The following is a 21,364-nucleotide window of genomic DNA, read 5'->3' as shown; positions in this document are numbered from 1 at the left end:
TTAGAATAACGTTAATTGTCGTTGCTTCTCGGTTACCATATTAATATTCTTAACGGCGGTTTCAAAATACTTATCTTTGAGTTCTATGCCTATACCGTAGCGTTCTAATGTAACTGCCTCGTATATCTCACTTCCTATTCCTAAGAATGGTGTAAATACAGTTTCTCCCTTATTGCTCCACATCTGCACACAACGCTTGATAACTGATAATTGCAACGGTGCAATGTGCTTTTCATCGCCTAAATCAGTAGCCTCTTTCTTTCCGTTGAGTACATCAGTACGCTTAATATCAAACCACGTATTTACTTTGTAATCTTCCATTACTTCGTGTAGATGGTCAATATCTCCCTTCTCTACATTCCAAGTAGGCGATGCCCAATGTTGCCAAACATCTAATGGAAAATTCTCTTTATTCTTGTTGTTAATTGGTGTCCAATCTTCCTCATTTCCTTCCCACTTGCGAAATATAGTGCAATATTCAGGTAGCCCTACCCCCGTGTAACTACTATCCTTACGCAGTTGCTTGTATAGAAGTCGTTGCGTTTTGGTACGTTGCATTTCCAAAACTGGGTCGGTCCAGATATTCACCTTAGAGTGATATTTAAATCCTACCGCCTCAACGGCTCTATGGTGGTCTCCCGTGAAGTCGTATAGTCCGGTATAACCGCTTGAATTCTTATATACCGCCAAATCTTTGGTGTGGCAAACCATTAGCCTGCCAGGCTTCAATATTCTATACAAATCGTGTAAAAGGAATGTGTATTGCTTAAAGAAATCTTCGTGGCTTTCATTATTCCCCATATCGTGAATGTAGTTAGAGTAGGTGAATAACGAACTAAACGGGGGGCTGAATATGATTAAATCTACTGAGTTATCAGGAATGCGTTTAATCTCAATGCAACTGTCGCCTTTCATCAGCCAATAATTAGGCGTTTTCACTTCTTTAAACTCATACGAATTGAGTAGTCCGAAAGCGTTACCGTTTATGAATTTATTCATCTGGTCCTGCATTTCCTTAAATTGTTGTTCTTTGCGTTCTCTTGTTTGTTTTACATTTTCCATTGTGTCAGTGGTTATGAAATAGATGTTTACTTCTTTTGTTTGTCCAAAGCGATAAGACCTCCTTACGGCTTGGTATGTGCCCTCGAATGAGAAGTCAAGGCTTGCGAATATTTGATTATGGCAATTCTGAAAATTCATACCGAACTGGGCTATTTTCTTCTTGGTTACCAATACCCTAAATTCACCATTAGCAAATCCGAGTAGTTTCTTTTCTTTGACCTCTGTTTTTTCGCTACCATTCACCGCTACCGCATCGGGTATGAGTTCAAGTACTTTCTTTTCCTCTTCATTTTGATTTACCCAAACAATAAATGCCTCATCGGAATTATTCACAATCTCGGCTACCGCTTCAATGCGTTGGTCAAGTGTGTTGCGTAATTCCTTTTGGAACTCGGTAGCACTTACCGAGTAAGGGTTGAAAAGCATACCATTATCACGCTTCTGTGTCTGTATTTCCTTTTCGATGTAGTTTAGTTTTGGCAACTCATAGCCCTCAGCGCTAAATCCTATATCTGAGGGTTTTGTAAGCATAGTTGCCCACGAACTAATCCACCCATAGAAGTCATTAGTGGCGTGTCCTTTAAGGCGGTAGTTGTTCATTCCCTCATCACGCACGAACCACTTAGCCCGCATATCCTGAGCATCTAATACATTAAGAAACTCGGAGTGGTTGCCTATCTCATTCAAGTCATTAGGGCTTGGAGTTGCCGTACAACACAATTTGTAAGGAGTGTTTTTGAAAGCCTTAATTAAGGCATTCTTATACTTTCCGGTGAAGTTCTTTAATATTGAACTCTCATCAAGCACTACCCCTACGAATTGAGCAGTATTGATATTATCCAACTGCTCGTAATTGCTGATGTACACGCCTTGTAATGGTTCGTTGTCGTGATACTTTTCTACCTTAATACCGAACTTTTGCCCCTCTGATATGGTTTGATAGGCTACCGCCAGAGGGCAAAGTATTAGCACTGGCTTCTGTGTGTGCTTACTTACTTGGTGTGCCCATTCCAATTGCATTAAGGTCTTTCCAAGTCCGCAATCGGCGAATATGGCATACCGCCCCATTCTTAGTGCTTTGCTCACGATGTAACGCTGAAAGTTGAATAGGTTAGGGTTTAATTCTTCATCAGGAAGTTCAAAACCCGCTTCGGCTACTTTTCGTTCCTTTGATTTTAAAAACTCTTGATACTCATTCATTTTTTGATTTGAAATTAGAGATTTAAAAAAAGATTTATGCGCACTCAATCTCCTTTCAAATCGGTTTTTATAGCCCCCGCTCACGGCTCGAACGTGAGTGCTTGCCTATCGGGGTGCACAATGGAAAAATTACAATTCTTTTATATTGTTTTAAGGAACTTATTAACAAAATAAACTTGCCCTTTGCCTGTTACTTTTGGAGTAATAGTAGTGTGCATTACCCCGCCGCTTCCTGAGCGTGTGCCTTTCTTTAATTCAAAAAGTCCTTGCTCAATGTATTGTTGGTTAGGAATGTTATAGTACTCGCCTCGTGTGCCTAAGTAGTGATTTTCTCGTAACCACTTGAAAAGCCTCTTTTCTCCTATCTCATAGCCTTTTTGAGTGATGAGTTTAGCAAGTTCACCAATAAGGCAGGAAGATTGAGAGCCTATTACTGTGTCTGCAAATAATACCTTAGGCGCTTGCGCTTGCAGTTGCTTTTGTTGGGCTTCTATCCTCTCGGCTTGTTCAGCTGCTAATCGCAATGCTTCTGAAAATGATTGAGGAATTTGTTGGTGTGCTTGTTCTTTTGCTCTTAGTTGCTTTTCACACTCAATAAAATATTGGCGTGCCATTTTGCCCCTTTCAGAGCGTTGTAGCATTGAAATCTCTTTTGCACAATCAAGAGTGAGGGCGTAGTCTTCTAACTCTCTTTGCGCACCATTATTCACAAGCGTAAAACTTTTAACACTTGTAAAATCGTGGTTTTCAACAAACCCATACTGCAACATTCTTTCAAACCAATTACTAAATCTTTCAGTAATTTCTAAGAATTTGTGTAATTCTCTTGCTGATACTGCTTTATTGCCATTTTTTTCGGTGATTTTAATCAACTCTTGCATAGGCTGATAGTTTGTGTTTGTTATTTCATACATAGTTAAATATTTTTTACTTTCTTAATACCCTGTTTTTGTTATCCTTAAATTCTCTTTCTCATAACTCAAAAGACTTCTAAGGGCTTCTATCTGATGAGTACAAGAGCGGTTGATACGCTCCACCCAATCTACAAGAAATTGTTCATCTTGAGCTATACCTTTAACTAAGGCATTTTGAGCTGTTGCCGATAGATATTGCTCCTTTGCTATGGCAATGATAGTTTTTGTAATTTCCAGCGTTGTACGTTGGTTGTAGAGGTACTTTGCCTTTGCAAGCATTTCTCCACTACGTGCTAAATAAACAGATAGCGTTTTAATGCGCTCTACCATTTCCTCAGGGCTATCAGAACATTCAATTTCTAAATAACTCTGAATATCTTTTGCTTCTTTTTTTAGTGCTTCCATTATTCGTTGTCATTTTCATTATCTTTCAATATTAACAATAGGAATATTGCTATTACCATTGCGTGCGTTGCTCTAATGTAGTCTTTACCAATGATTAGGGAAAAGTCTAAAAACAAGCATACTATTATCGTTATTAATTGTATATTTTTCATTGTTATTATCTTTGAAAGCAAGGCAGGACTCGAACCTGCTACTATCCCTTTTGATACTTGCTTTTTGTTTTTCCTTAAAAAGGCATTCCGTCATCTTCTTGTGCGGGTGCTTGCCCCATATTGTTAAAAATTTGCGCCTGCTGGTATTGCGGTTGCCCTTGTTGTGGAGGGTGCGCTGGGGGTGTATATCCCTGTGGTGCTTGTGCGTAACCTTGGGGAGATTGTTGGTATTGAGATTGCGCTACATTCGTGGTTTGAATGAGTTCAATTTTCCACCCTAATACTGTATTGAAGTATTTCACCTCACCTTGCGGGCTTGTCCATTCCCGCCCTTGCAGGTTAAAGTGTACTTTTACCCTCTGCCCTACTTGTAAGGTGTCCAACAATGCGCAATTGCCTTGTGTAAATTGAATGATAATATCTTGTGGATATTGCCCATCGGTGGTGATAACCAAATCACGCTTTTGAAAGCCATTTTGTCCTACTGTTTCAGTAGCAAATATTACTTTAATTTGTCCTTGTATTTCCATAGTGTTTTTAAATTAAATTACTGTTTTTATAAGCCAAAAACCTGTGCCGTTCTCTATTTTAGAAAAACCTTTAAATTTTATTTTATTTAAGGGGTTCTCTCCCACATCTATAAGAGGTAGCAGTCTACTTACTATTTCTTGAAAAGCTTAGGTGCGAAAACCTCACGACTGCTGGTTTTACTCATTCGTGTTTATAAAAACTTCTACTTTTATGCAGTTTTTTCATTAAAAATCTTCTTGTCAGTAATTAGTTCTCGGTTGCTCTCCAAAAACTCAATAAACCGCTCGCATACCTCATTTAATCGTGGCATATCTAACTTAGGCATATAAGCGTAAGTCTCTTTATACACACTCTTAAAATCGGTGACTAAATATTCAAAATTACTTATCTCAACACCTTGCTGGTTCAAGCAGTAAGGATATACAATGTGTTGCCAATTGTTGCGGTACTTGAAAGCATTGTATTTGCCTGTTGTCTTTAAATCTACCACCTTGAATGGTAGCAAGTAGTCTAAATATCCATACAAAAAGACTTCACCATATTGAGTGCTAATAGTACCCTCAACTCGATATTGAGTAAGTGCGTTTTCCTCTTTCAAAGGCGTTGCAATGCTCTTAGCAAGTTCCTTTGAAAACACGAATATCCTGCCATTGATTGTCGCTGTTATAACCTCGCCCTCGCTGTGAATATCTATCTTAGTACTCTTGCGCCCCTCAACTATGCAGTCTATAATCTCATTGAACGCTGTACCCTTGTCAGCAGCTTCACTCTCAAAAGGCACTCTATTAATGCGGTTAATGAGTTCTTGAAATGCTTGACGCTCGTACTCTTCCTCTGTCAGCGTTGGGGCTTCAGATGAGCCCCAAAATTGCTGATAGATTACTGATGAATTAAGATAGTTGGTAAAACTATCCAACAACGTAGGATATATATTATACTGCTTCATACTGCTTGCTTTCTTTGTTGAATTTTGCATTCAAAGTCGCCGCTTTCTCATTGAGTTTGCGCCCCGCTACTATCTTAGAGTTGCCGATATGTTGCCACTCCTGTATTCGTTGAGCAGTTTCGTTGAGGCTGTCTATATCTGTGATAACCGCTATATTGTCGTCAATCTCTTTAATGAGCTTTTGGTATGCCTCATTAGCCTTGCGGTGTTGTTCTAATCTCGCATTATACGCCTCAATTACGTGCGTTGTGAAGAAGTCGTTAGGTGCGGTAGGGTTGCCCTGCTCATCAATAATGGTAGGTATCTTAAAGAGCGGAGGCAAATTGCACGAGTTCTTGCCGTCATTGCGTGAAGTGGGGTCAAATGTGATAGTACGCTCACGACCTTGCGCTTCTACATACCCTACAAGGTCTAACTCTGTCACAAGGTTGTCATAGTTTGTGCCTCCGAATTGAGGAATGTAGCGAGTGTCGTCGCCTTCTGTTTTTGTTTCCCTATGAGCGACGAATACCACGTGCTTGTTCATTATGCTAATACGTTTTACAAGTGCTGAAAACATCATCTTACGTTCTCCAAAGCCTTGTAGTGTTAGCATACCATTTGCTTTTCCCATTTTGGGGTTATTCTTAATGATATACTCGCCCATAAAGTCTAACATCTTTCCTCCTGTATCAATAACAAAGGTTTCATAAGGAGTTAGATTTTCATTCGCAAGCACGTCCAAGAAGTCCTGATAAGAGCGTATCTGTACAGTGTCCACATCTTGCAAGTGTGCGAAGTTCACACGGTGTACGCCGTTGTCGAAGTCAAAAAGTAGCGGCTTTGGTGATGATAGCGCAAGGGTAGTCTTCCCTGTACCAGCCTGCCCATATATAAGGGCTTTAATTTTAGTCTGAATTGTAAGCTCATTTGCTTTTTTTATTAAACTCATTCTTCTGTATATTTAATTGTTAATTATTGTTCTTAAAGAAAGTGCCGTGCGTTGTCGTGATGAATTATGTACAGATTTAAGGAAACACGGCACTTTTCTACGTGTATGAATTAATTGGAGATTTTTCTAATCAGTTTGTTTATCTCATTACGCTTGGAGCGAAACTCGTGCATAAATTCACTATTGCTAATCTCTTGCACTTCATACTTGCTATTTTCATTTTGTTGATAGATATTAGCAGATATGTAACTTCTCATATTAATAGAAGTATAACCTACCTCTATGGCTGACAATAGTGTAAGATTTTCAGTAATGACTATCTTTTCGTAAATTCTTATGCACCAACTAATATTCTCATACTTCACTCGGTAGCATTTACCTACTTCTAATATTGTTACTTGTTTTTTCATTGCTGTAAGATTTTAAACTGTTAAGAAACCATAACCGTTGTAATCGGCAAGCTCAGGCATTCGCTCTTCTTCTGCTATCTCCTCTCTATATCGCCTTTCTGCTAACATCTCTTGCACTTGCCCTTCAACATCTAATAAGCCTTCAATTTCTGCCCATTGTTCATCTGTAAACTCAATAGGTAACCATTCACCATTTACTCTTCTGCTACTCTCGCTATAAGTACCTCTTGCGTCAGCGTACAGGATAAAATCGTAATAGTTGTCTTTGTAGCACAACCCCCATTGCTCATTGTTGCCGTTGGGGTCTGATTGCAATTGCTCAATAATCTTATTGAAGGTTATATCACTCACCCTCGCAGTATCTGGGTGTAGTTCTTGTCCGAGCGCCTCATTAAACGCCTCTCTTTCAAATGGCACGCACTCATCATAGCGCTTGCCATTCATTGTTACATAGCCGTCAATTAGAAGAATTTGGCTATTTTGTTTGGTCATCTCATTCATTTGTTGTAATTTTGCCATCGTTTAAAGATTATTATTATTAATAATTTTATAAGGCGACGCTGTGAAGTGTCGCTTTATTTGTTTCTCTTCATCTTTCTTAGTATTTTGTTGGGGTCTTTCTCCTTCAAGTCTTCCAACTGTTTTACGCTTATAAGCGACTGCCCTCCTGCAAGGTTCTCGTTCTTCAATACCCCACTTGTTAGCCACGTACGCACAATATAATCCGATACCCCTAAGTACTCAGCCACCTCAGGAACACGTAGCAATCTCTTAGCACGCTTGCTGTCCTCATAACGTTCAATCGCCATTGCCATTAAGTCCACCGTGTTAGGCACTACACCTTGCATTGCCCACAACTCCTCACGCTCACTTGCGAATAGTGCGTTAATATCATCGTTTAATCTTTCTACTCTACTTAACATATCTTATTCTTCATTTTCAGTAAATGCTTCTTCTTCTGTCATTTTGAGTACCTCTATCACCTTATCTCTTATTGCTTCTGAACGATGATATAGAGGTGTTTTATCCGCTGAACGCCACTTTACCAACGTCCAATAACTCACATTTAACTTATCTTCCAATGCTCTTGCGATTGTTTTATCAAGCATTTTTTTTCTCGCTTCTTTTGTTAGTTTCATTTTATTTTGTACTTTTGCCAAGTAAAAATCGCTAAACGCTTTTACTTTTATTTTCACAGGGCAAAGATACAACACATTTGTTAAGTATGCAAATTTTTAAGCAGCTTTTTACTATAAAAATGTAAAGTATTTTATAAGTAATTGATTTTCAGTGTAATTTTTTTTGAAGAGATTTTGAAAAAATATGACAACAGAACTAAATATATTCAAGGGAAAAGATATTGATGAGGTTCTAAAAGCGTTAAAGAAAGCTGATGAAGAGATTTTTGCAAGTGATTTGCAAGAAAAGTATTTGCCTAATTGGCAACGTCTTAAAGTAGAAGCTATTTTTGAATACCTGTGTACCAATAAACGGTACAATTATCGTTTTGAAGTAGCAAAATATAGTGTAGATTATGGATACTGTTTACAATATAATTCTGATGAATGGGACGATGATTTAAATAAAGGAGGGTTTGAGGCGTTTTGGCAAGAACGTGAAACTGTGTTACAAAAAATAAAGGGGACGCTGTCCGATTACAACCTCCCCGTGGATACCACTATAAAGATATTCAGCACTATTAGTTCCCTTTTTTAGCCAACATCTCCTTGTGTTGCTTTATGAGTACGCTTAGAGCTTGTTTCTTTTCTTTTGCTAAGATAACGCCACGCCTGCGTTGTATATAATCCAAAGCCTCTCTATAAACGTTGTATTCATCTTTATTTCGGCTCAAAATGTAGTGTAAAAACACCTCTAATTTCTCAACATATTGCTCTAACTCATCATCAGAAGCGTATATTTGGCGCTGGTCTATAATAACTTTTGAATTGGTTTTATGGCACAATAAGAGCCATACAATCACAAGCAACAACAGGATAATAATAATATCACTCATAACGTTTAATCTTTAAATTTTTGCAAAGATATGAAGGATAATTCAGATACACAACAAAAGTTAAGTGAAATTCCTGAAATTAATCAACGCTTCATTGAAGTAATGAAGTATAAAGGATATTCAGGATACAAACTTGCACAAGAAATTGACGGTCTTTCAGAAGCAAAAATAACACATATACGTTCGGGGAGAAATAAAGTGAGCTCTGAAATATTAAAACTTATAACTAATAAGTTCCCCGATATTAATCCCATTTGGTTGCTCACAGGAAAAGAAACTATGATAAAGGGTGAAAACACCCCTGAAAAAACAATAACATCATCAGTGCCAATAATCGCCAATGAAGTAATCAATTACAGTGAAAAAGGCGTGCCTTATTACAATGTCGATTTTACCAACGGTTTTATGGGTGTGGTAGAGTTTGAAAACATCAAACCCGATTATTACATTAACTACCCTCCTGCTAATAATTGCGATTTTTGGATTAACGCCACCGGTCGCTCAATGGAAAATATGATAAATCACGGTGATATAGTAGCCGTCAAAGAAGTAGATTTATCTTGGTTTCCTCTCGGCGAAATATACGCTATCGTAACATCTAATGGCTATCGCCTCATCAAGCGCATTACTGAGTCTCGAAACAAGAAATGTTTTCGTCTTGTGTCTGAAAATCCCGATAAAGACAACTATCCCGACCAAGATATACCAAAACAATATATCACTCGTCTGTTCAAGGTGATAATTGCAAGTAAAATAATTAGTTAGTTAAATTTAAATATTATGAGTTTCTTAAACAATCTCTTTAAGGGCTTTGTCCGCTCATCTGTCAATCAGGTAGGGCGTGACGGTGGTCGTGTGATTAGCAATAAACTATATGGTGACGCTCATTCCTCACCTGTAAGAGTGGCACAGTCGCCATCTGTTATACAAACAATCACACAACCGTGCGAACCCCAAAATACTGATAACACCTCTTATAGTTTTCTATCAATGGCTTTTGCTGACAATCTCATATTGAGAATTGTTGCCTACTTGCTTCTTTGTACGTTGCCTTTTTTAGGTTCTCTTTACACCTTGTTAAGGGGTGTCGAGTACACAAAAAAACAACAAATGGAGGTATATGGCACAGAAACTATAGGTGTAGGAAAAGCTGACCGTCGATTTAATTCGGGTGTGAGGGTAACACACTATAAAAAGAGAACCGTAATAACAGGCTATGTCCCTGCCGATTATGTACACTTGAAATACTATAAAACCAAAGGAACTATATATAAAGTTATTGGTTGGACATACCTTATTACACAAATTATCATAGCAATAATGATGATAGTAGATTAATTAGAATATTAATATATCAAAATAGACACTAATGAAAAAAATATCTCTATTAGCAATTGCTACTATATCAGTAGCATTCTTCACTTGTACCAAAGATAATAATGATGGCGCTTATAAAGAGTGGAAAAAGAAAAGTCAATCTGAGCAAGAGTGGATTTGCGGAAAATATAATGGATATACACTCTATACAGGACCGCGCGGAGGCTGTTATTATAAAAAACTTAACAGCGATTTTAAAGAAGAAATAGTATATGTAGATAGGAAACATTGCAGTAAATGCCTTGATTAGAATATGTAGAATAATAACAAAAAAGAGCCTAGCAATTACACGAGGCTCTTTTTTAACAACTAAAAATAATTATTTATGAAAACACTTCCACATTCTCCAACCTATTACACCCGCCAGTAGTGCCAACAATAGCCATACCCACCAGCTAACAATTCCTTTCACATCTTTTGTTTTATGAGAAAAAGCCGTCGTACTTTCTGTACTTCGTAATTCATTATTAGTTGTGCTTATAGTGCTTGTAAGGGTAGTATTCGCCACTGTTTGGCTATTGGATAGGCTACTTTTAGTAGTAATCTTCACCTTTCCACCTCTTACCCTTATAGTTTCATTGTCGCCGTCACGAATGCGAGTATATGTAAGCTCCTTGCTGTTACCCACGCTATCCTTATCGCTCTCTACTGTTACCTCGTACTCTTGCGAGGTGTGTGTATCGAGTTGCAAGGTTTGTTCGTGTTGCTGAAAAAGTGCTGTACTATCCTTGTACTTTATAATACGCTCTTTTTGGACTTGCTTTTGCTCGGTATTGGTTACCTCTTTGCGCGTTCTGCACCCTATCAAGGTGATGAACGCCAATAATAACATTACTATTCTACTCATAACTACTTTTCTTGTTTTCTGATTTCTTTTTCGAGCCACATTGTGCCCTCTTCTAATTTTGTAATTACAAGTGATAACTCTCTTGTACGTGGCAACTGTTCTACTTTTGCAAGTAAGCTGTCCAATTCCTTTTTTAATTCTTTAAATTCTGCTGTCATTTTCTTCCATTTTTTTGATTAACTTCTTTAAACTATCTGCGTAATTAGGAGCAGTAGCATACCCTGCCTTTGCCACCTCCTCAGCGAACTTGTACGGGTCACTTCTTACTAACAACGCCTTAGCATATCGTTTGTTTTTGAAAAAGAATTGTGCGTGGTCGGTAAAGCACTCTTCGGGCGTGTCGTACTTCCTAAACCAATCTTTAACTGTGTACTTGTACTTACCACTCGGTAACATCTTCACCGATACAACCAACGGAAACAAGTGCTTTAAATTAGGGCCGCTTAATATCTCCGTTGTAGTTAGTAATTGCTTCTTGTTAGCGGGTGTGTCCTTTCCCGCTTTCACCCCAAAAAACATATTGCCTGGCACATTCTTTCCCCAACTGCTCTCTAACGCAGCTTGCGCCAAAATAAAGAGATGAGAAATACCTGTTTTGCGCTCTGTTTCAAGAGCAAAGGGTTTGTACTGCTTTATAAATTCCTTCGGTGTCATTGTTGTTCTTCTGTTTTGTCGTTATTGTTTAATTCTTCAGGAATAATACCACTGTTTACCTTTTCGTAAAACTCCCTTAGTTTTCCACTCTTTTCGTAATTGTATAAGGTTCTCATAAAGAACTCTGGGGGAAACTTACCTTTTGAAAGCACAAAAACATTCTTTACAATATCCTTAACAGGGTACAATAAAGATATCATCTGTATAGTAATTTCAAACGCATTACCCCACCCTGACCTGCTTAATGGTATATTTAAAAGCGATAAAGATATAAAGGCTATTGCAATAAGCAACATCTTAGTAATTGTCCCTTTAAAGAGGTCTACAAAATCAAAATCTCCCTTCTTAAAGTGATACCAAGCACCAGCTAACATATCAAGGAGTAACAAAACCCCTATGCTCGCATAAAATATAGCATTTTGTTCTCTATCAGTCGAAAAATAAGCGTACAACAACAGCAATGGAATGCTCTTAAAGAAGGCAACAAAAAAATAGTACACCCTATCTCTTAGATGTATCTTATCATCAAAGTAGAAGAGCAATACCAACGGTGTAGCCCATATCGCTATCTTTATCTTGGCTTTGAGTAGCCACTTTATAAATTTATCCATTAGCCTCCTTGTTTATGCGTTTCACAATAGGGTAAGGCGTAATGCTTGCTACTATGTCCCACCAATCAATAAAGGTATGCTTTACTTGCTTGTCGAATAGCTCTTTGGAAAGCCCTATACACAGCACCCCAAAAAAAGCAAATGCTAATGCCTCCCACCACTTCATAAACAAGACAAACACTAAGAAGGATACCACTAATATAATGTTTCCAAAAAATGAGTGTAGTAGTTTGTCTTGACCTGTTAAGTTTTGTTTAAATATATTCATAGTTCTTTTTATTTAATCTTCATCAGCAGGACCCCAATCGGTAGGGTTGTTGCCTAACTCTATCTTAGGATTAGATAATTTAACTTCATCAGCTGTACATTGAATGTGAAGTCCTAATTCAGAGATATATTTTGTCTCCTTCCCTTTGTTAATTATCTTATTGATATTAACAACTCTTTCAGAAGAGGAAGTGCCTATAATACTATCGGTATCAACCCATTTAATTGCATTAATATATTGTACACTTTCGTCTGTATAAACTATATTAAATTCTATAATTACCCTTCCTTTTGTTTTTAGATTTTTAAACATTAAATCGAAAGAAAGTGTGATGTATTCTTCGTTTTTAACATCTTTTTTAAAGTCGGGCGAAATTCTGATATTCTTCCATCCGCTTATAATGCTTGTATTAGAATTTAATGCATAATTGCGTCCTATGAACGCCTTCCTCTCAAACTTCTTGCTCATAGTAAGATAATCACCCTCTCCCCACAACGCTACCATTCGCAACTCCTTTACATCACTCGGTGTGGCAAAAGTTAGTCCTATTACATTCCCCGCATAGTCTCTTTGCACAGAATTTACTACCAAACCAGCCTCGTAACCTAATACTTCAAAAGTATTGCTGGTTGTCTCCACAATAAGAACATAAGTGCCTTTTGTTAGTGCGTTCATTGTGGCAATATTACCACTATCCGCCTTGTCTATCTTTATCGATAACTCGTGCGTGAATCCTCCGCCAAACTTTTGCGAGCCACTTACTTTAAAAGCATTGTTTAATTCAAACAAATACCCTCGCTTGCTGGGTAACAGTTGCAAGTGAGTAATTACTGTCTTGTCAGCGTTCAGTGTAGTATACCTCCTGTCAATGTCCTTGTAAGGTATTACCAGTACTCTGTGTTTTAGTCCCTTTTTTGGCTTATAATCACAATCAAGAATTATATCCTTTATGTTGTCTATACATCTCATATCAATTGCATTCTCATTCTTGGTTTATTAATTCGGTTGTTATCCCCACAGCCACTATTACATCTATATTCTGGGAATAGTGTGGCATTTCTTTCAAGGTACGAAACACAATCTTGCCATAGCAAGTCCGCTTGTTGCTTGTACATTGTGCGCACATCTCTCCGCTCCGCTTGGCTCACTGTATCACCATCTTGATTTTCTTTCACTTTCAATCCCATAGCGGTATCAATATAGTGCCCAGTGAAGACATATCGAGCGTATGTGAAGTATGCTAATACGGCTTTGAGACCTGCAAATTCGTACTTTTTGCCCTCAAAGGTATAAGTGCCACCATTAAGCAATAAAGAGTAATCCCTCACGGGCGTTTCGCTCATCAAATCTTGGTAAAATGCCTCACATACAAGTTCTTTTAGGTCAAACATCTGCGCCTCTCTAATAAAGCGGTTGAATTCTTCCTCCTTTCGGAATAGTGAAACGCTTAAATACTTGCTACATTCTTGCTTATTAACTAATAACTTCATACTAATTTGCTAATTTCAAAAAGTCCGTTTACCGATATATTCCTTGCGAATCCGTCGAAAAGCTCCTCGAACATCTCTTGTACATCTTGGCGTTCTTCTTGCATTTGCTCCTGCATAAAAAGGCGTGCCTCTTTCAAACTTTCCCCCGATGTATTGCCTAATTTCCCTTCCACGTAATCAATAAGCACAGGAGGCACATTACCATACGATTTGCGAATGTTATTAGCAGTCTTCTCGTCAGCGTACTTAAAGGTATCGTCCTTGATATTACTCTCGATAGCCTTTATCAGTACATTATCCTCCAACTTATCGCCCTGCATTTCCGTTTCAAAGTGAAAAACGCTCTGCTCTGCTTCAACGCCTATGCTCTTTCTTAGTTCATTCCTGAAATCCTCTCGTTTTTCCTCACTTTCCATTGTTGGAGTAACAATGGCATACGTTCCAAAGAATCCTTTCTTAAATCCGTTGCGGGTAAATATACTTGATAGACTTTCACTTTCACAATCACGCATTACTACATCAGCCCACGCCAACGGGTAGGTATCATTTCTGTCAAGGTTTAAGAAGAGCACTTGCCCCTTATACTTATCCCAGCCTCCTGCCTTGGTTACCTGCGCTTCTATCACCTTGGGGCGAGGGTCGTATCGGTCAATTGCAACCAAATTCTTGTCTCTATCCTTATAGTCCGTCAATTTATCCCAATCATTATATACAAGCACCTTACCTCGATAGTCCTCGCTGTCTTTTGCTCCTAATCGGCAATTCTTGTATGGCAAGACTTGTACGCTTGTTTTCTCATAAAATCCGTTGTAATTCACGTGTACAAATACGCCCTTATGTATTGCAATGCTTCTTGCTACTTTCTTCAACAAGTCATTAGGGGTCTCTCGTTTATCATTGACGAACAACTCATCTTTTCTAAATCGAACCCCTTGCGACCTTGCTTGCTCTCTCTTTTCAATTTCCAATGCAAAGCCTCGTCCATAGATAAAATCAGCAATTACGCCCGAACAAGCACGAGCGGTTGGTGAACCTGCCACCAACTGCTCAATAATTGTCGGGTAGTCGTTATTATGACCGTTAGCCAAATACGGGAAGCCCTTATACTTCTCGCTATTTGTCTTTCTCTGCTCTTTCGCTAATTCTACTGCCGTTACCTTTGCCATTGTTAATTATCAATTGCTAATTGTTACTTAATAAGCTCTTCCCAATTCTCAGGATACACTTCGAAGTTCGCAATCCTATTCTTATTAATTTTGAGATATCGTACCGCAATTTCATCTGTGATGGTGTCGTTGTTAAACAACTCACTACTACCGAAGTCCATTGCCAGCGACCCAATGCCTTCACGCAGTTTGAATGCGCATTTGTCATTCGCTAACTTACCTACTTGTTCATTAGCTAATTCTTCTTGTGTGTTTTGACCTTTTTTTGCCATAATAATATTATTTTTAATTCTTAACTTTTCTTTGCCCTCATCAACGAGCTTATTCCAATACCCCTTCAACTTATTGCCACAAGTCGTACAGGGGTCGTTGTCGTCAAACAGGTAAGCATAAAAGGCGATGAACGTATCTTTGTCCTCGCTCACCGCCTTTTCATACCCCCCAATGAGCAACTTATTCAATTTCTCATCTGTAATAACCATTTCACCAATTTATTTTGTCACTATGCAGCAAGTTTCTTGTCAAACTTCTTCTTAGTGGTTGCGTAGTCGGTTTCAAGCCATTTCAAAGCCACATTAGGCTCTTTCTGATTTGCAGGTGTCGAAATTGTGAGTTTGAAAGCACCTCCATTAGTGCGTCCTTCACCTTCTGTTACTTCTAACCCTACATAGAAGCCTAATACGTCAAAACTGCTCTCTCCTTTGGCTTTGTGTTCAATTACTGCAACTAATTGTGCACCGTTTACAAATTGGTCAATCTGCTCGTACTCCTCAGCACTCTTGCCATACACAGTAATACCTATTGAGTGCTTATATCCGTTGAAATCATCATCTGAAATCTCTGGTTTAATGCTCTCCGATATGTGTGTTTCTTTGAAATTGTCAAAGAAGTAACCTGTTTTGCTCGCTTTGAGCACAAGCGAACTCATTTTGTTTTTTGAAGCGTCTACTGTGGTTGCAGCGAAGTCTATATCTGCTCTATTGATGAGCAAGATGCGCTTCTCAATACCTTTTACCTTGTCGGTACAGTCAAAGGTCAAATCTTTACTTAACGCATTAATACATTCTGCCATAATTTCTCTTTTAATGTTTAATTGTTAATGATAAATGGCTAAGCATACATTAACCATTTATCATTAATCATTACTAAATCGCCATTGCTCCGGTATTGCCAATCACACGTTGGAAGTCTGCACGATAAGAAGCCTTCAAGTAAACTTCTTCAAACTTACCGCCTAAGTACTCAACTCCTATATCTTTCAGCGCTCCCATACTATCAATAGCAATTTGGCACTCATTCTTATCAAGTAACAAGGCTCGGTGTGGATTGTGCCACTTAGTGCCGTCGTCAAAGTTAGAGCGTATCATATCATCTAACCATTCAGAGGTAACCACAGGTACACCTTCGAACTCTGACACCATATAACCGCCCTCAACCATTTTAAACGATTGCTCATTGCGGAACTCTTTACGCATAAAACGTGTTAAGTTGGTTGCTAAGCTCTGTGTAATTACAAACACAGGTGAAGCTCCTGACTTAAATCCTGCAATATCTTTCAATTGACAGAGAACTTTGTATGCTCTATCATCTGCAAGAGCACGCTGTCCAGCATAATTTGCCTGTGCATTCTCATCAATAGTAATCTTTCTCTCGGGCGCAGTTGCTACCATTGCTTCAAACTGAGAAAACAATCCGTTAAGCACATTAAAGTTAGCCTTGTCCAAGCCCGCTTTAAGCACTTGTGTACCACTTCCACTTCCTACTGTCGAATGGTTCTTGTCTGCAAAGAACACGAATCTGTTAAAGTCGTTCAAAATACCACCCTCGATTAGTGAAACCAAAAACGCCACATAATCTGAATCGTCAATGTTAAAACGGTCTGCTCCTGTTTTAGCCACCCAAGCGTCGAATGTCTTTTCCAATGTTGAATAACAATCGGAAACAATCACCTTTAATGGCACAGGGTCAAACCAGCCAGTGCGCACTTGTGTATCAAGTGGCTTAGAAGGCTTACCGCAACCCTCGTCTAAGTGAGTTACATTCGATACTGGCGCATAGTATCCAAACTCAGTACCTTTCACAATACCCTCACGAATGGTAAAGATTTGTTGCAAAGGAAGCAATCCAAATTGTCCTTCTTCTAACAAGTCTTTTATTCTCTTGATGTATTCCTTGTTTCTTTCCGCTTCTTTAAGAAACTCTTTAAAAGCCGTATTTGCCATATTTTATTCTCTTTTATAGTTAAAATTACTTAGTACGCCCTAAAAGCTTACGCATTTTGTCCATATCCAAGCCGTCTCCACCCACAGAGGATTCATTGCTTGTTGCTCCTTTGTCGTCTGCTGAGAATCTACTTTGCGTCGATTTTATCTTAGCAAATTCGCTTGCCAAAGCGTCAATTTTTTCAGCCACCAAACTAAAACATTCCTCCAATTGTTTGGCGAATTCCTCTTGGTTGCCTTCGTCAGGATTAGGCTCGCTCGCTTTCTCCTTAATTTCCTTAATAGCCCCGCCTTCCACTACCAGCGTGCTCTCGTCTTTCAAAACATACTCACCATCGGCAAGCGGTTTTTCGGCGTCTTCTCCCCCGTCAGTCTTTTGCTTCACTTTGTCGCCCACTTGTGGCTTTTCAGCCTCAGTAACTACGGTAATAATGTCACCGTTAGCAAGTGTCAAATCCAAGTCAAAAGCCTTGTTAATTGAGAAATCAAACGCTTTCTTCACTCTTTCTAAAATATTCATATAATCAACTTTTTTTGTTTTACTTTTGTTTGAAAAAAATAGTCCATTCGTCGCAGCGGGCACGTCTACCAAGTCAGAAGCCACCCACCAATCAAGAGATAGTCCGGCAAATCGTTTTGTTTCTCCACCTTCGGTTACCTCCTCTACAACCTCATCAGCGAATACGTATACAGAATTGCCAAACATATCCGGACACTCCGAAGCCATTGAAATAACATAATCAGCAATCGAAATACCCCTGCCCATTACTTGTGTCTTCTTAGCCACATCTGCGATAAACAAATCACCATACAGATTGCCGTTTTCAATTCTGAAATTCTTAAACCAACCTATTAGTGACCCAAAATTAGAAGTGCCAAAAGTAGGGTGCTCAAAGCGAGATTTTATTTTACCTTCCTTCTCTCCGTATGCTTTTAACTCGTTTAGAAATCTTTCTGAGAAGTAATAACCATTCTTGTTAAGCCCTTTATTAGCCAATGCTACCCCATAGATAACGCCTTTTTCAGCGTCAATCTGTGAGGCTGTCAATTGTTCATTATGTGTGCTAAAACGAATTTCCATATGGCAAAATTACGCACAACATACCCCACGACGTTGCTAATGTGTGTTAGCAATGAGTTATAAAACATTTCATTACCTTTGCCCCATCATTACAGTTGTAGTTTTATTTGTTGTTAATTTAATTATTCACAAAAAAGCACACTTTTTATAGTGTGCTTTCTTCTATTGAAAATTCATTTGTTTTTTTGTATATTTAGGTTATTATTAAACAAAAAACACGCCTCAATAAGCGTGTTTTTTTTATTACCCAACTTTTACCCAACTTTTACCCAAAAATACCCTACTTATATACTATCTTCTGAAAAGTATACTCCTTATTGTACTTAAATTTAAAGTATTTAGACTTCTGAAACTCCCTATGAAAATAATCATAACCCCTCAACTCCCTAATATCATCAGGAAGTAACGTTACAAACTCTGTTAAATTACTCTCGCATATCAATACCTTATCATTCTTAATCAAAAAGAATAACATCTTAATATTTGCATTCATATTTATATATATATTTAGATTTTGCAAAATTATATAATTATTTTTACACTACAAAATTAAAATACAAATCGCTAAAAAACAATATGCTACAAAAATATTTGCAAAAATACATAAAAATATTTGTAAAAATATTTGCAGGTTCAAAAATACTTACGTATATTTGCACCGTCAAACAATAAGAACAAGTAATAACATTAAACACATTAATAGTATGAAAGCATTAAACAAACAACAAGAGATACAAGTATATTACGAATGGTGTTATAACAATTATGAAGTACGCACCAAGTTAGAACTCAAAGGGCGTGGTATAAAAAAATCAGAATATACAGAAGGTGTTTATTTTGTAACACCCAAAGCACTTGAAAAACTTGAAGAAAAATACACTTGCGCTCGTTACGATGTTCATTCGTTAAAAAACTAACCCCCACGCCCTGAGCAAGGCGCAAAAAGGCTCAAAATATTAAAAAAAGTAGTTTTTAGGCGTAGCCTAATTTTCGCCTAACATACATTTGCATTCGTAATCAATTAAACATTATAACAATGGATATTCAATTTATTCAAATCACACCCGTAGAGTTAAAAGAACTCATTCAAGAAACAATTAAATGTGCATTTAGAGAGTTTGCAAAAGACTTTCAGCCAAAAGAACCAACGGAGTACCTAACACGCAAAGAGGTGGTAAAAATGCTCAATATTAATATGAGTACTTTGCACCATTGGACGAAGCAAGGGAAGTTAAAAGCGTACAGTATAGGTGCGCGTATATACTACAAACGGCACGAGGTAGATGAAGCGTTGGAAACGTTTAAGTAACTAAAAAAAGCACCTAATTAGGTGCTTTTTCTTTATCCTTATAATACGCTTCCCAGTGTGCTAATAACTTTTCAGCGTGCTCTTTGGGCGTTACTTTGATATACTTTAAAAAACTCGCCTCCGTTGTGTGTCCTGTTATCTTCATTATCGAAAGTGTTGGAAAATTCATCAGATATAAATTAGTTGCAAACGAACGCCTACAAGTATGCGAACTTATTAATTGCCATTTCTCGAATACTCCTCGCTCCTTTCTTCTCGTTTTTGGATTCATCAATGAGCCTTCCACTATATCATTAAATCCTACTAATCTGCACACTTCTTTAATATTGCTATTAAATACTACACTGTTCAAAGGTGTAGGCATTCCTCGCTTTCTTATCATTTCCTTAATATGGTGATGAAGTGGTATTACAACCTTTGCCCCCGAAGTATTATGTGTTTTCTGAGGTTCAACCTCAATAAACTTACTATCAGGGTCAATTGCTGGCAGTGCCATAACATCCGACACACGTAACCCCGTCCAAAGTCCTAAAATCATCAAATCTCGTGTATTCTCTAACCTCTTATCCTTAGAAAAGTCAAACGCCACCAACCTTTCAATTTCTTTCTCTGATAGTGCTACTGATACACTTTCCTCCTTTGTTTTAGTGAAGTTGTCTAAATCGTTAGCGATTGTATACCCCTTTTCTTTTGCCTTTCTTAACAATACCTTGATACCCGAAACCAATTCGCCTATTGTATTAGCCGAGTACTTCTTTTCGTTCATACAAAACGCTACAAACTCATCATTCAGTTGAGCGTTATACTCATCAATTTTAATTCGTTTGTTAGAGTAATTTTCAAAATTAATCAAAGCATTACGTGATTGGTTGTAAATGTAAACACGAGCCTTACTGTATTCCTTGCCAGTATTCTTATTAATCGTTCCCTTAATAGAAGAAACAAAATCACTTGCAAAATCTGTGAAGTACTCAAATCCATTAGTTACCCTCTCAGGTTTGAATTTAGCGTCAAAAGCGTTCTTTAATTTTTCTCTTGTTATCTTCTCACCATTCAATTTGTAATTATCAATGAGGGTAACAAGGAAGTCGTTATACTGCATAATATGCGCGGCTATCTTTCGCAACCTTACCCCGTCAGCACCCTTGCGACTCTTTGGCATACGAGCGTTAAAGTCCCAATCGTTAGGGTGAACATATTCACCCGTCGAATACTTGAACAATTTTTTTTCATCAACAATGTAATACTGAATGATAATTATTGTATCTTTGTCGCCATTAGGCTCTTTGAGATAGAAAAACATAATCCGATAATTTTCGGCAAAGATACAAAAAGGGTAAGTATCGTGGTAAGTTTATTTTAAATATTTTTCATTTTTAAAATTAAAAACGTTTCAAAGTTCCTTGTGTAAGTTGCTTTTTATTTATTTTTTCGTTTTAAAGAAATCAAAATAGATTAATATAACTGTTTGAATGAAAAATAGTCGTTAGCTGTTAATGTTTATTCTTTAAGCCTTTAGCTATCGGTATCGAACACATTCGAATAGTCTGACTCGTCCGTATCAAAACTTTAGCAAAGTTTCAACTGTCCTTCGTGCTACGACCCTCCCTCCATTTTCTAATTTTTCTTCCTCTTTTTCTTATTCCACTGGCGCGAGCTTTTAACTCGTGTCCCTATTATTAATTTCTTAATTTTCTGATTTTTAACTTCTAACACCTAACATCTAATATATTTCATAAATAAACCTTAAAAAAGTTTTCGTTTTTGTTGTGTT

At 37.7% G+C, this 21,364-nt stretch carries 30 protein-coding genes; 6 read left to right on the top strand and 24 right to left on the bottom strand.

Annotated features, from left to right (window positions below):
- The 10 genes from COCH_RS04425 to COCH_RS04380 all read right to left on the bottom strand — a co-directional run bounded on the left by COCH_RS04425 (position 1) and on the right by COCH_RS04380 (position 7,660).
- Positions 1-2,262: a DNA methyltransferase gene (locus COCH_RS04425; protein WP_015782112.1), complete on the bottom strand. Its 2,262-nt coding sequence runs from the start codon at positions 2,260-2,262 to the stop codon at positions 1-3.
- Positions 2,263-2,402: 140 nt separating this feature from the next.
- The gene (locus tag COCH_RS04420; RefSeq protein WP_015782111.1) at positions 2,403-3,176 is read right to left on the bottom strand and encodes a phage antirepressor Ant; all 774 of its coding nucleotides are present in this window, start codon (positions 3,174-3,176) and stop codon (positions 2,403-2,405) included.
- A gap of 21 nt (positions 3,177-3,197) precedes the next feature.
- A complete protein-coding gene (locus COCH_RS04415) occupies positions 3,198-3,581 on the bottom strand; it encodes a hypothetical protein (RefSeq protein WP_015782110.1) in 384 nt (127 codons plus the stop codon).
- 226 nt (positions 3,582-3,807) lie between these two features.
- A complete protein-coding gene (locus tag COCH_RS04410; protein WP_015782109.1) occupies positions 3,808-4,263 on the bottom strand; it encodes a DUF3127 domain-containing protein in 456 nt (151 codons plus the stop codon).
- A gap of 209 nt (positions 4,264-4,472) precedes the next feature.
- Entirely contained in the window at positions 4,473-5,210 is a 738-nt protein-coding gene (locus tag COCH_RS04405; protein ID WP_015782108.1) for a hypothetical protein, read from the bottom strand.
- Positions 5,197-6,141, bottom strand: coding sequence for an ATP-binding protein (locus tag COCH_RS04400; protein WP_015782107.1), 945 nt, complete (start codon positions 6,139-6,141; stop codon positions 5,197-5,199). The genes COCH_RS04405 and COCH_RS04400 overlap by 14 nt, the downstream gene beginning before the upstream one ends.
- Positions 6,142-6,251: 110 nt before the next feature.
- Positions 6,252-6,551 carry a hypothetical protein gene (locus COCH_RS04395; RefSeq protein ID WP_015782106.1) on the bottom strand — a complete coding sequence of 100 codons (300 nt, stop codon included), beginning with the start codon at positions 6,549-6,551 and terminating at the stop codon, positions 6,252-6,254.
- Positions 6,552-6,563: 12 nt separating this feature from the next.
- Positions 6,564-7,070, bottom strand: coding sequence for a hypothetical protein (locus tag COCH_RS04390; RefSeq protein ID WP_015782105.1), 507 nt, complete (start codon positions 7,068-7,070; stop codon positions 6,564-6,566).
- A gap of 56 nt (positions 7,071-7,126) precedes the next feature.
- Positions 7,127-7,474 (bottom strand): MerR family transcriptional regulator, encoded by a 348-nt coding sequence (locus tag COCH_RS04385; RefSeq protein ID WP_015782104.1) that lies wholly within the window; start codon positions 7,472-7,474, stop codon positions 7,127-7,129.
- A gap of 3 nt (positions 7,475-7,477) precedes the next feature.
- Positions 7,478-7,660 carry a hypothetical protein gene (locus COCH_RS04380; RefSeq protein ID WP_223375701.1) on the bottom strand — a complete coding sequence of 61 codons (183 nt, stop codon included), beginning with the start codon at positions 7,658-7,660 and terminating at the stop codon, positions 7,478-7,480.
- A 214-nt stretch (positions 7,661-7,874) separates the two neighbouring features.
- Between COCH_RS04380 and COCH_RS04375 the strand changes: the two genes are divergently transcribed.
- Positions 7,875-8,267 carry a hypothetical protein gene (locus COCH_RS04375; protein ID WP_015782102.1) on the top strand — a complete coding sequence of 131 codons (393 nt, stop codon included), beginning with the start codon at positions 7,875-7,877 and terminating at the stop codon, positions 8,265-8,267.
- On the opposite strand, the gene COCH_RS04370 is transcribed toward COCH_RS04375, so the two are convergent.
- Entirely contained in the window at positions 8,251-8,565 is a 315-nt protein-coding gene (locus COCH_RS04370) for a hypothetical protein (RefSeq protein ID WP_015782101.1), read from the bottom strand. The genes COCH_RS04375 and COCH_RS04370 overlap by 17 nt on opposite strands.
- Positions 8,566-8,595: 30 nt before the next feature.
- On the opposite strand from COCH_RS04370, the gene COCH_RS04365 reads away from it, so the two are divergent.
- The 3 genes from COCH_RS04365 to COCH_RS04355 are packed head-to-tail and all read left to right on the top strand — an operon-like array spanning position 8,596 to position 10,192.
- Positions 8,596-9,330 carry an XRE family transcriptional regulator gene (locus COCH_RS04365; protein ID WP_015782100.1) on the top strand — a complete coding sequence of 245 codons (735 nt, stop codon included), beginning with the start codon at positions 8,596-8,598 and terminating at the stop codon, positions 9,328-9,330.
- A 15-nt stretch (positions 9,331-9,345) separates the two neighbouring features.
- Positions 9,346-9,903, top strand: coding sequence for a hypothetical protein (locus COCH_RS11930; RefSeq protein WP_015782099.1), 558 nt, complete (start codon positions 9,346-9,348; stop codon positions 9,901-9,903).
- Between the two features lie 31 nt (positions 9,904-9,934).
- Positions 9,935-10,192, top strand: coding sequence for a hypothetical protein (locus tag COCH_RS04355; RefSeq protein ID WP_015782098.1), 258 nt, complete (start codon positions 9,935-9,937; stop codon positions 10,190-10,192).
- Between the two features lie 69 nt (positions 10,193-10,261).
- On the opposite strand, the gene COCH_RS04350 is transcribed toward COCH_RS04355, so the two are convergent.
- From COCH_RS04350 to COCH_RS04300, 12 genes are all read right to left on the bottom strand, one after another.
- Positions 10,262-10,789 (bottom strand): hypothetical protein, encoded by a 528-nt coding sequence (locus tag COCH_RS04350; protein WP_015782097.1) that lies wholly within the window; start codon positions 10,787-10,789, stop codon positions 10,262-10,264.
- Between the two features lie 2 nt (positions 10,790-10,791).
- Positions 10,792-10,947: an Acb2/Tad1 domain-containing protein gene (locus tag COCH_RS12165; RefSeq protein WP_015782096.1), complete on the bottom strand. Its 156-nt coding sequence runs from the start codon at positions 10,945-10,947 to the stop codon at positions 10,792-10,794.
- The gene (locus COCH_RS04345; RefSeq protein WP_041546679.1) at positions 10,931-11,443 is read right to left on the bottom strand and encodes a glycoside hydrolase family 73 protein; all 513 of its coding nucleotides are present in this window, start codon (positions 11,441-11,443) and stop codon (positions 10,931-10,933) included. Before COCH_RS04345 ends, COCH_RS12165 begins: the two co-directional genes overlap by 17 nt.
- Entirely contained in the window at positions 11,440-12,054 is a 615-nt protein-coding gene (locus COCH_RS04340; protein WP_015782095.1) for a hypothetical protein, read from the bottom strand. Before COCH_RS04340 ends, COCH_RS04345 begins: the two co-directional genes overlap by 4 nt.
- A complete protein-coding gene (locus COCH_RS04335; protein ID WP_015782094.1) occupies positions 12,047-12,322 on the bottom strand; it encodes a hypothetical protein in 276 nt (91 codons plus the stop codon). The genes COCH_RS04340 and COCH_RS04335 overlap by 8 nt, the downstream gene beginning before the upstream one ends.
- Before the next feature lie 12 nt (positions 12,323-12,334).
- Positions 12,335-13,291 (bottom strand): hypothetical protein, encoded by a 957-nt coding sequence (locus COCH_RS04330; protein WP_015782093.1) that lies wholly within the window; start codon positions 13,289-13,291, stop codon positions 12,335-12,337.
- Positions 13,288-13,812, bottom strand: coding sequence for a DUF6712 family protein (locus tag COCH_RS04325; protein ID WP_015782092.1), 525 nt, complete (start codon positions 13,810-13,812; stop codon positions 13,288-13,290). The genes COCH_RS04330 and COCH_RS04325 overlap by 4 nt, the downstream gene beginning before the upstream one ends.
- Positions 13,809-14,978: a hypothetical protein gene (locus COCH_RS04320; protein WP_015782091.1), complete on the bottom strand. Its 1,170-nt coding sequence runs from the start codon at positions 14,976-14,978 to the stop codon at positions 13,809-13,811. Before COCH_RS04320 ends, COCH_RS04325 begins: the two co-directional genes overlap by 4 nt.
- A 23-nt stretch (positions 14,979-15,001) precedes the next feature.
- The gene (locus COCH_RS04315; RefSeq protein ID WP_015782090.1) at positions 15,002-15,460 is read right to left on the bottom strand and encodes a hypothetical protein; all 459 of its coding nucleotides are present in this window, start codon (positions 15,458-15,460) and stop codon (positions 15,002-15,004) included.
- Between the two features lie 20 nt (positions 15,461-15,480).
- Positions 15,481-16,050, bottom strand: a complete 570-nt coding sequence (locus COCH_RS04310; RefSeq protein WP_015782089.1) for a hypothetical protein — start codon at positions 16,048-16,050, stop codon at positions 15,481-15,483.
- Positions 16,051-16,123: 73 nt separating this feature from the next.
- Positions 16,124-17,200 carry a hypothetical protein gene (locus tag COCH_RS04305; RefSeq protein ID WP_015782088.1) on the bottom strand — a complete coding sequence of 359 codons (1,077 nt, stop codon included), beginning with the start codon at positions 17,198-17,200 and terminating at the stop codon, positions 16,124-16,126.
- A 25-nt stretch (positions 17,201-17,225) separates the two neighbouring features.
- Positions 17,226-18,281 (bottom strand): hypothetical protein, encoded by a 1,056-nt coding sequence (locus COCH_RS04300; RefSeq protein ID WP_015782087.1) that lies wholly within the window; start codon positions 18,279-18,281, stop codon positions 17,226-17,228.
- A gap of 704 nt (positions 18,282-18,985) precedes the next feature.
- Here COCH_RS04300 and COCH_RS04290 point away from each other — a divergent pair.
- Complete coding sequence (locus tag COCH_RS04290) at positions 18,986-19,198, top strand: hypothetical protein (RefSeq protein WP_015782085.1); 213 nt, start codon at positions 18,986-18,988, stop codon at positions 19,196-19,198.
- A 119-nt stretch (positions 19,199-19,317) separates the two neighbouring features.
- Positions 19,318-19,590 carry a helix-turn-helix domain-containing protein gene (locus COCH_RS04285; RefSeq protein ID WP_015782084.1) on the top strand — a complete coding sequence of 91 codons (273 nt, stop codon included), beginning with the start codon at positions 19,318-19,320 and terminating at the stop codon, positions 19,588-19,590.
- A 13-nt stretch (positions 19,591-19,603) separates the two neighbouring features.
- Here the strand turns inward: COCH_RS04285 and COCH_RS04280 are convergent, their stop codons facing one another.
- Positions 19,604-20,893, bottom strand: a complete 1,290-nt coding sequence (locus COCH_RS04280; protein WP_015782083.1) for a tyrosine-type recombinase/integrase — start codon at positions 20,891-20,893, stop codon at positions 19,604-19,606.
- Positions 20,894-21,364: the final 471 nt, after the last annotated feature.

It is taken from the genome of Capnocytophaga ochracea DSM 7271 (assembly GCF_000023285.1).
Lineage (GTDB): Bacteria > Bacteroidota > Bacteroidia > Flavobacteriales > Flavobacteriaceae > Capnocytophaga > Capnocytophaga ochracea.
The sequence above is the reverse complement of the archived record's forward strand: the minus strand, read 5'-3'. Positions and strand labels throughout refer to the sequence as shown.

Excerpts from the sequence above, each read along its gene's own strand:
- COCH_RS04320 (WP_015782091.1), bottom strand. The coding sequence starts at position 14,978 with ATGGCAAAGGTAACGGCAGTAGAATTAGCGAAAGAGCAGAGAAAGACA.
- COCH_RS04355 (WP_015782098.1), top strand. The coding sequence starts at position 9,935 with ATGAAAAAAATATCTCTATTAGCAATTGCTACTATATCAGTAGCATTC.
- COCH_RS04310 (WP_015782089.1), bottom strand. The coding sequence starts at position 16,050 with ATGGCAGAATGTATTAATGCGTTAAGTAAAGATTTGACCTTTGACTGT.
- COCH_RS04315 (WP_015782090.1), bottom strand. The coding sequence starts at position 15,460 with ATGGTTATTACAGATGAGAAATTGAATAAGTTGCTCATTGGGGGGTAT.
- COCH_RS04290 (WP_015782085.1), top strand. The coding sequence starts at position 18,986 with ATGAAAGCATTAAACAAACAACAAGAGATACAAGTATATTACGAATGG.
- COCH_RS04395 (WP_015782106.1), bottom strand. The coding sequence starts at position 6,551 with ATGAAAAAACAAGTAACAATATTAGAAGTAGGTAAATGCTACCGAGTG.
- COCH_RS04340 (WP_015782095.1), bottom strand. The coding sequence starts at position 12,054 with ATGGATAAATTTATAAAGTGGCTACTCAAAGCCAAGATAAAGATAGCG.
- COCH_RS04365 (WP_015782100.1), top strand. The coding sequence starts at position 8,596 with ATGAAGGATAATTCAGATACACAACAAAAGTTAAGTGAAATTCCTGAA.
- COCH_RS04305 (WP_015782088.1), bottom strand. The coding sequence starts at position 17,200 with ATGGCAAATACGGCTTTTAAAGAGTTTCTTAAAGAAGCGGAAAGAAAC.
- COCH_RS04375 (WP_015782102.1), top strand. The coding sequence starts at position 7,875 with ATGACAACAGAACTAAATATATTCAAGGGAAAAGATATTGATGAGGTT.
- COCH_RS04325 (WP_015782092.1), bottom strand. The coding sequence starts at position 13,812 with ATGAAGTTATTAGTTAATAAGCAAGAATGTAGCAAGTATTTAAGCGTT.
- COCH_RS04425 (WP_015782112.1), bottom strand. The coding sequence starts at position 2,262 with ATGAATGAGTATCAAGAGTTTTTAAAATCAAAGGAACGAAAAGTAGCC.
- COCH_RS04400 (WP_015782107.1), bottom strand. The coding sequence starts at position 6,141 with ATGAGTTTAATAAAAAAAGCAAATGAGCTTACAATTCAGACTAAAATT.
- COCH_RS04350 (WP_015782097.1), bottom strand. The coding sequence starts at position 10,789 with ATGAGTAGAATAGTAATGTTATTATTGGCGTTCATCACCTTGATAGGG.
- COCH_RS04300 (WP_015782087.1), bottom strand. The coding sequence starts at position 18,281 with ATGGAAATTCGTTTTAGCACACATAATGAACAATTGACAGCCTCACAG.
- COCH_RS04285 (WP_015782084.1), top strand. The coding sequence starts at position 19,318 with ATGGATATTCAATTTATTCAAATCACACCCGTAGAGTTAAAAGAACTC.
- COCH_RS04410 (WP_015782109.1), bottom strand. The coding sequence starts at position 4,263 with ATGGAAATACAAGGACAAATTAAAGTAATATTTGCTACTGAAACAGTA.
- COCH_RS12165 (WP_015782096.1), bottom strand. The coding sequence starts at position 10,947 with ATGACAGCAGAATTTAAAGAATTAAAAAAGGAATTGGACAGCTTACTT.
- COCH_RS04330 (WP_015782093.1), bottom strand. The coding sequence starts at position 13,291 with ATGAGATGTATAGACAACATAAAGGATATAATTCTTGATTGTGATTAT.
- COCH_RS04335 (WP_015782094.1), bottom strand. The coding sequence starts at position 12,322 with ATGAATATATTTAAACAAAACTTAACAGGTCAAGACAAACTACTACAC.
- COCH_RS04420 (WP_015782111.1), bottom strand. The coding sequence starts at position 3,176 with ATGTATGAAATAACAAACACAAACTATCAGCCTATGCAAGAGTTGATT.
- COCH_RS11930 (WP_015782099.1), top strand. The coding sequence starts at position 9,346 with ATGAGTTTCTTAAACAATCTCTTTAAGGGCTTTGTCCGCTCATCTGTC.
- COCH_RS04385 (WP_015782104.1), bottom strand. The coding sequence starts at position 7,474 with ATGTTAAGTAGAGTAGAAAGATTAAACGATGATATTAACGCACTATTC.
- COCH_RS04370 (WP_015782101.1), bottom strand. The coding sequence starts at position 8,565 with ATGAGTGATATTATTATTATCCTGTTGTTGCTTGTGATTGTATGGCTC.
- COCH_RS04345 (WP_041546679.1), bottom strand. The coding sequence starts at position 11,443 with ATGACACCGAAGGAATTTATAAAGCAGTACAAACCCTTTGCTCTTGAA.
- COCH_RS04390 (WP_015782105.1), bottom strand. The coding sequence starts at position 7,070 with ATGGCAAAATTACAACAAATGAATGAGATGACCAAACAAAATAGCCAA.
- COCH_RS04380 (WP_223375701.1), bottom strand. The coding sequence starts at position 7,660 with ATGCTTGATAAAACAATCGCAAGAGCATTGGAAGATAAGTTAAATGTG.
- COCH_RS04280 (WP_015782083.1), bottom strand. The coding sequence starts at position 20,893 with ATGTTTTTCTATCTCAAAGAGCCTAATGGCGACAAAGATACAATAATT.
- COCH_RS04405 (WP_015782108.1), bottom strand. The coding sequence starts at position 5,210 with ATGAAGCAGTATAATATATATCCTACGTTGTTGGATAGTTTTACCAAC.
- COCH_RS04415 (WP_015782110.1), bottom strand. The coding sequence starts at position 3,581 with ATGGAAGCACTAAAAAAAGAAGCAAAAGATATTCAGAGTTATTTAGAA.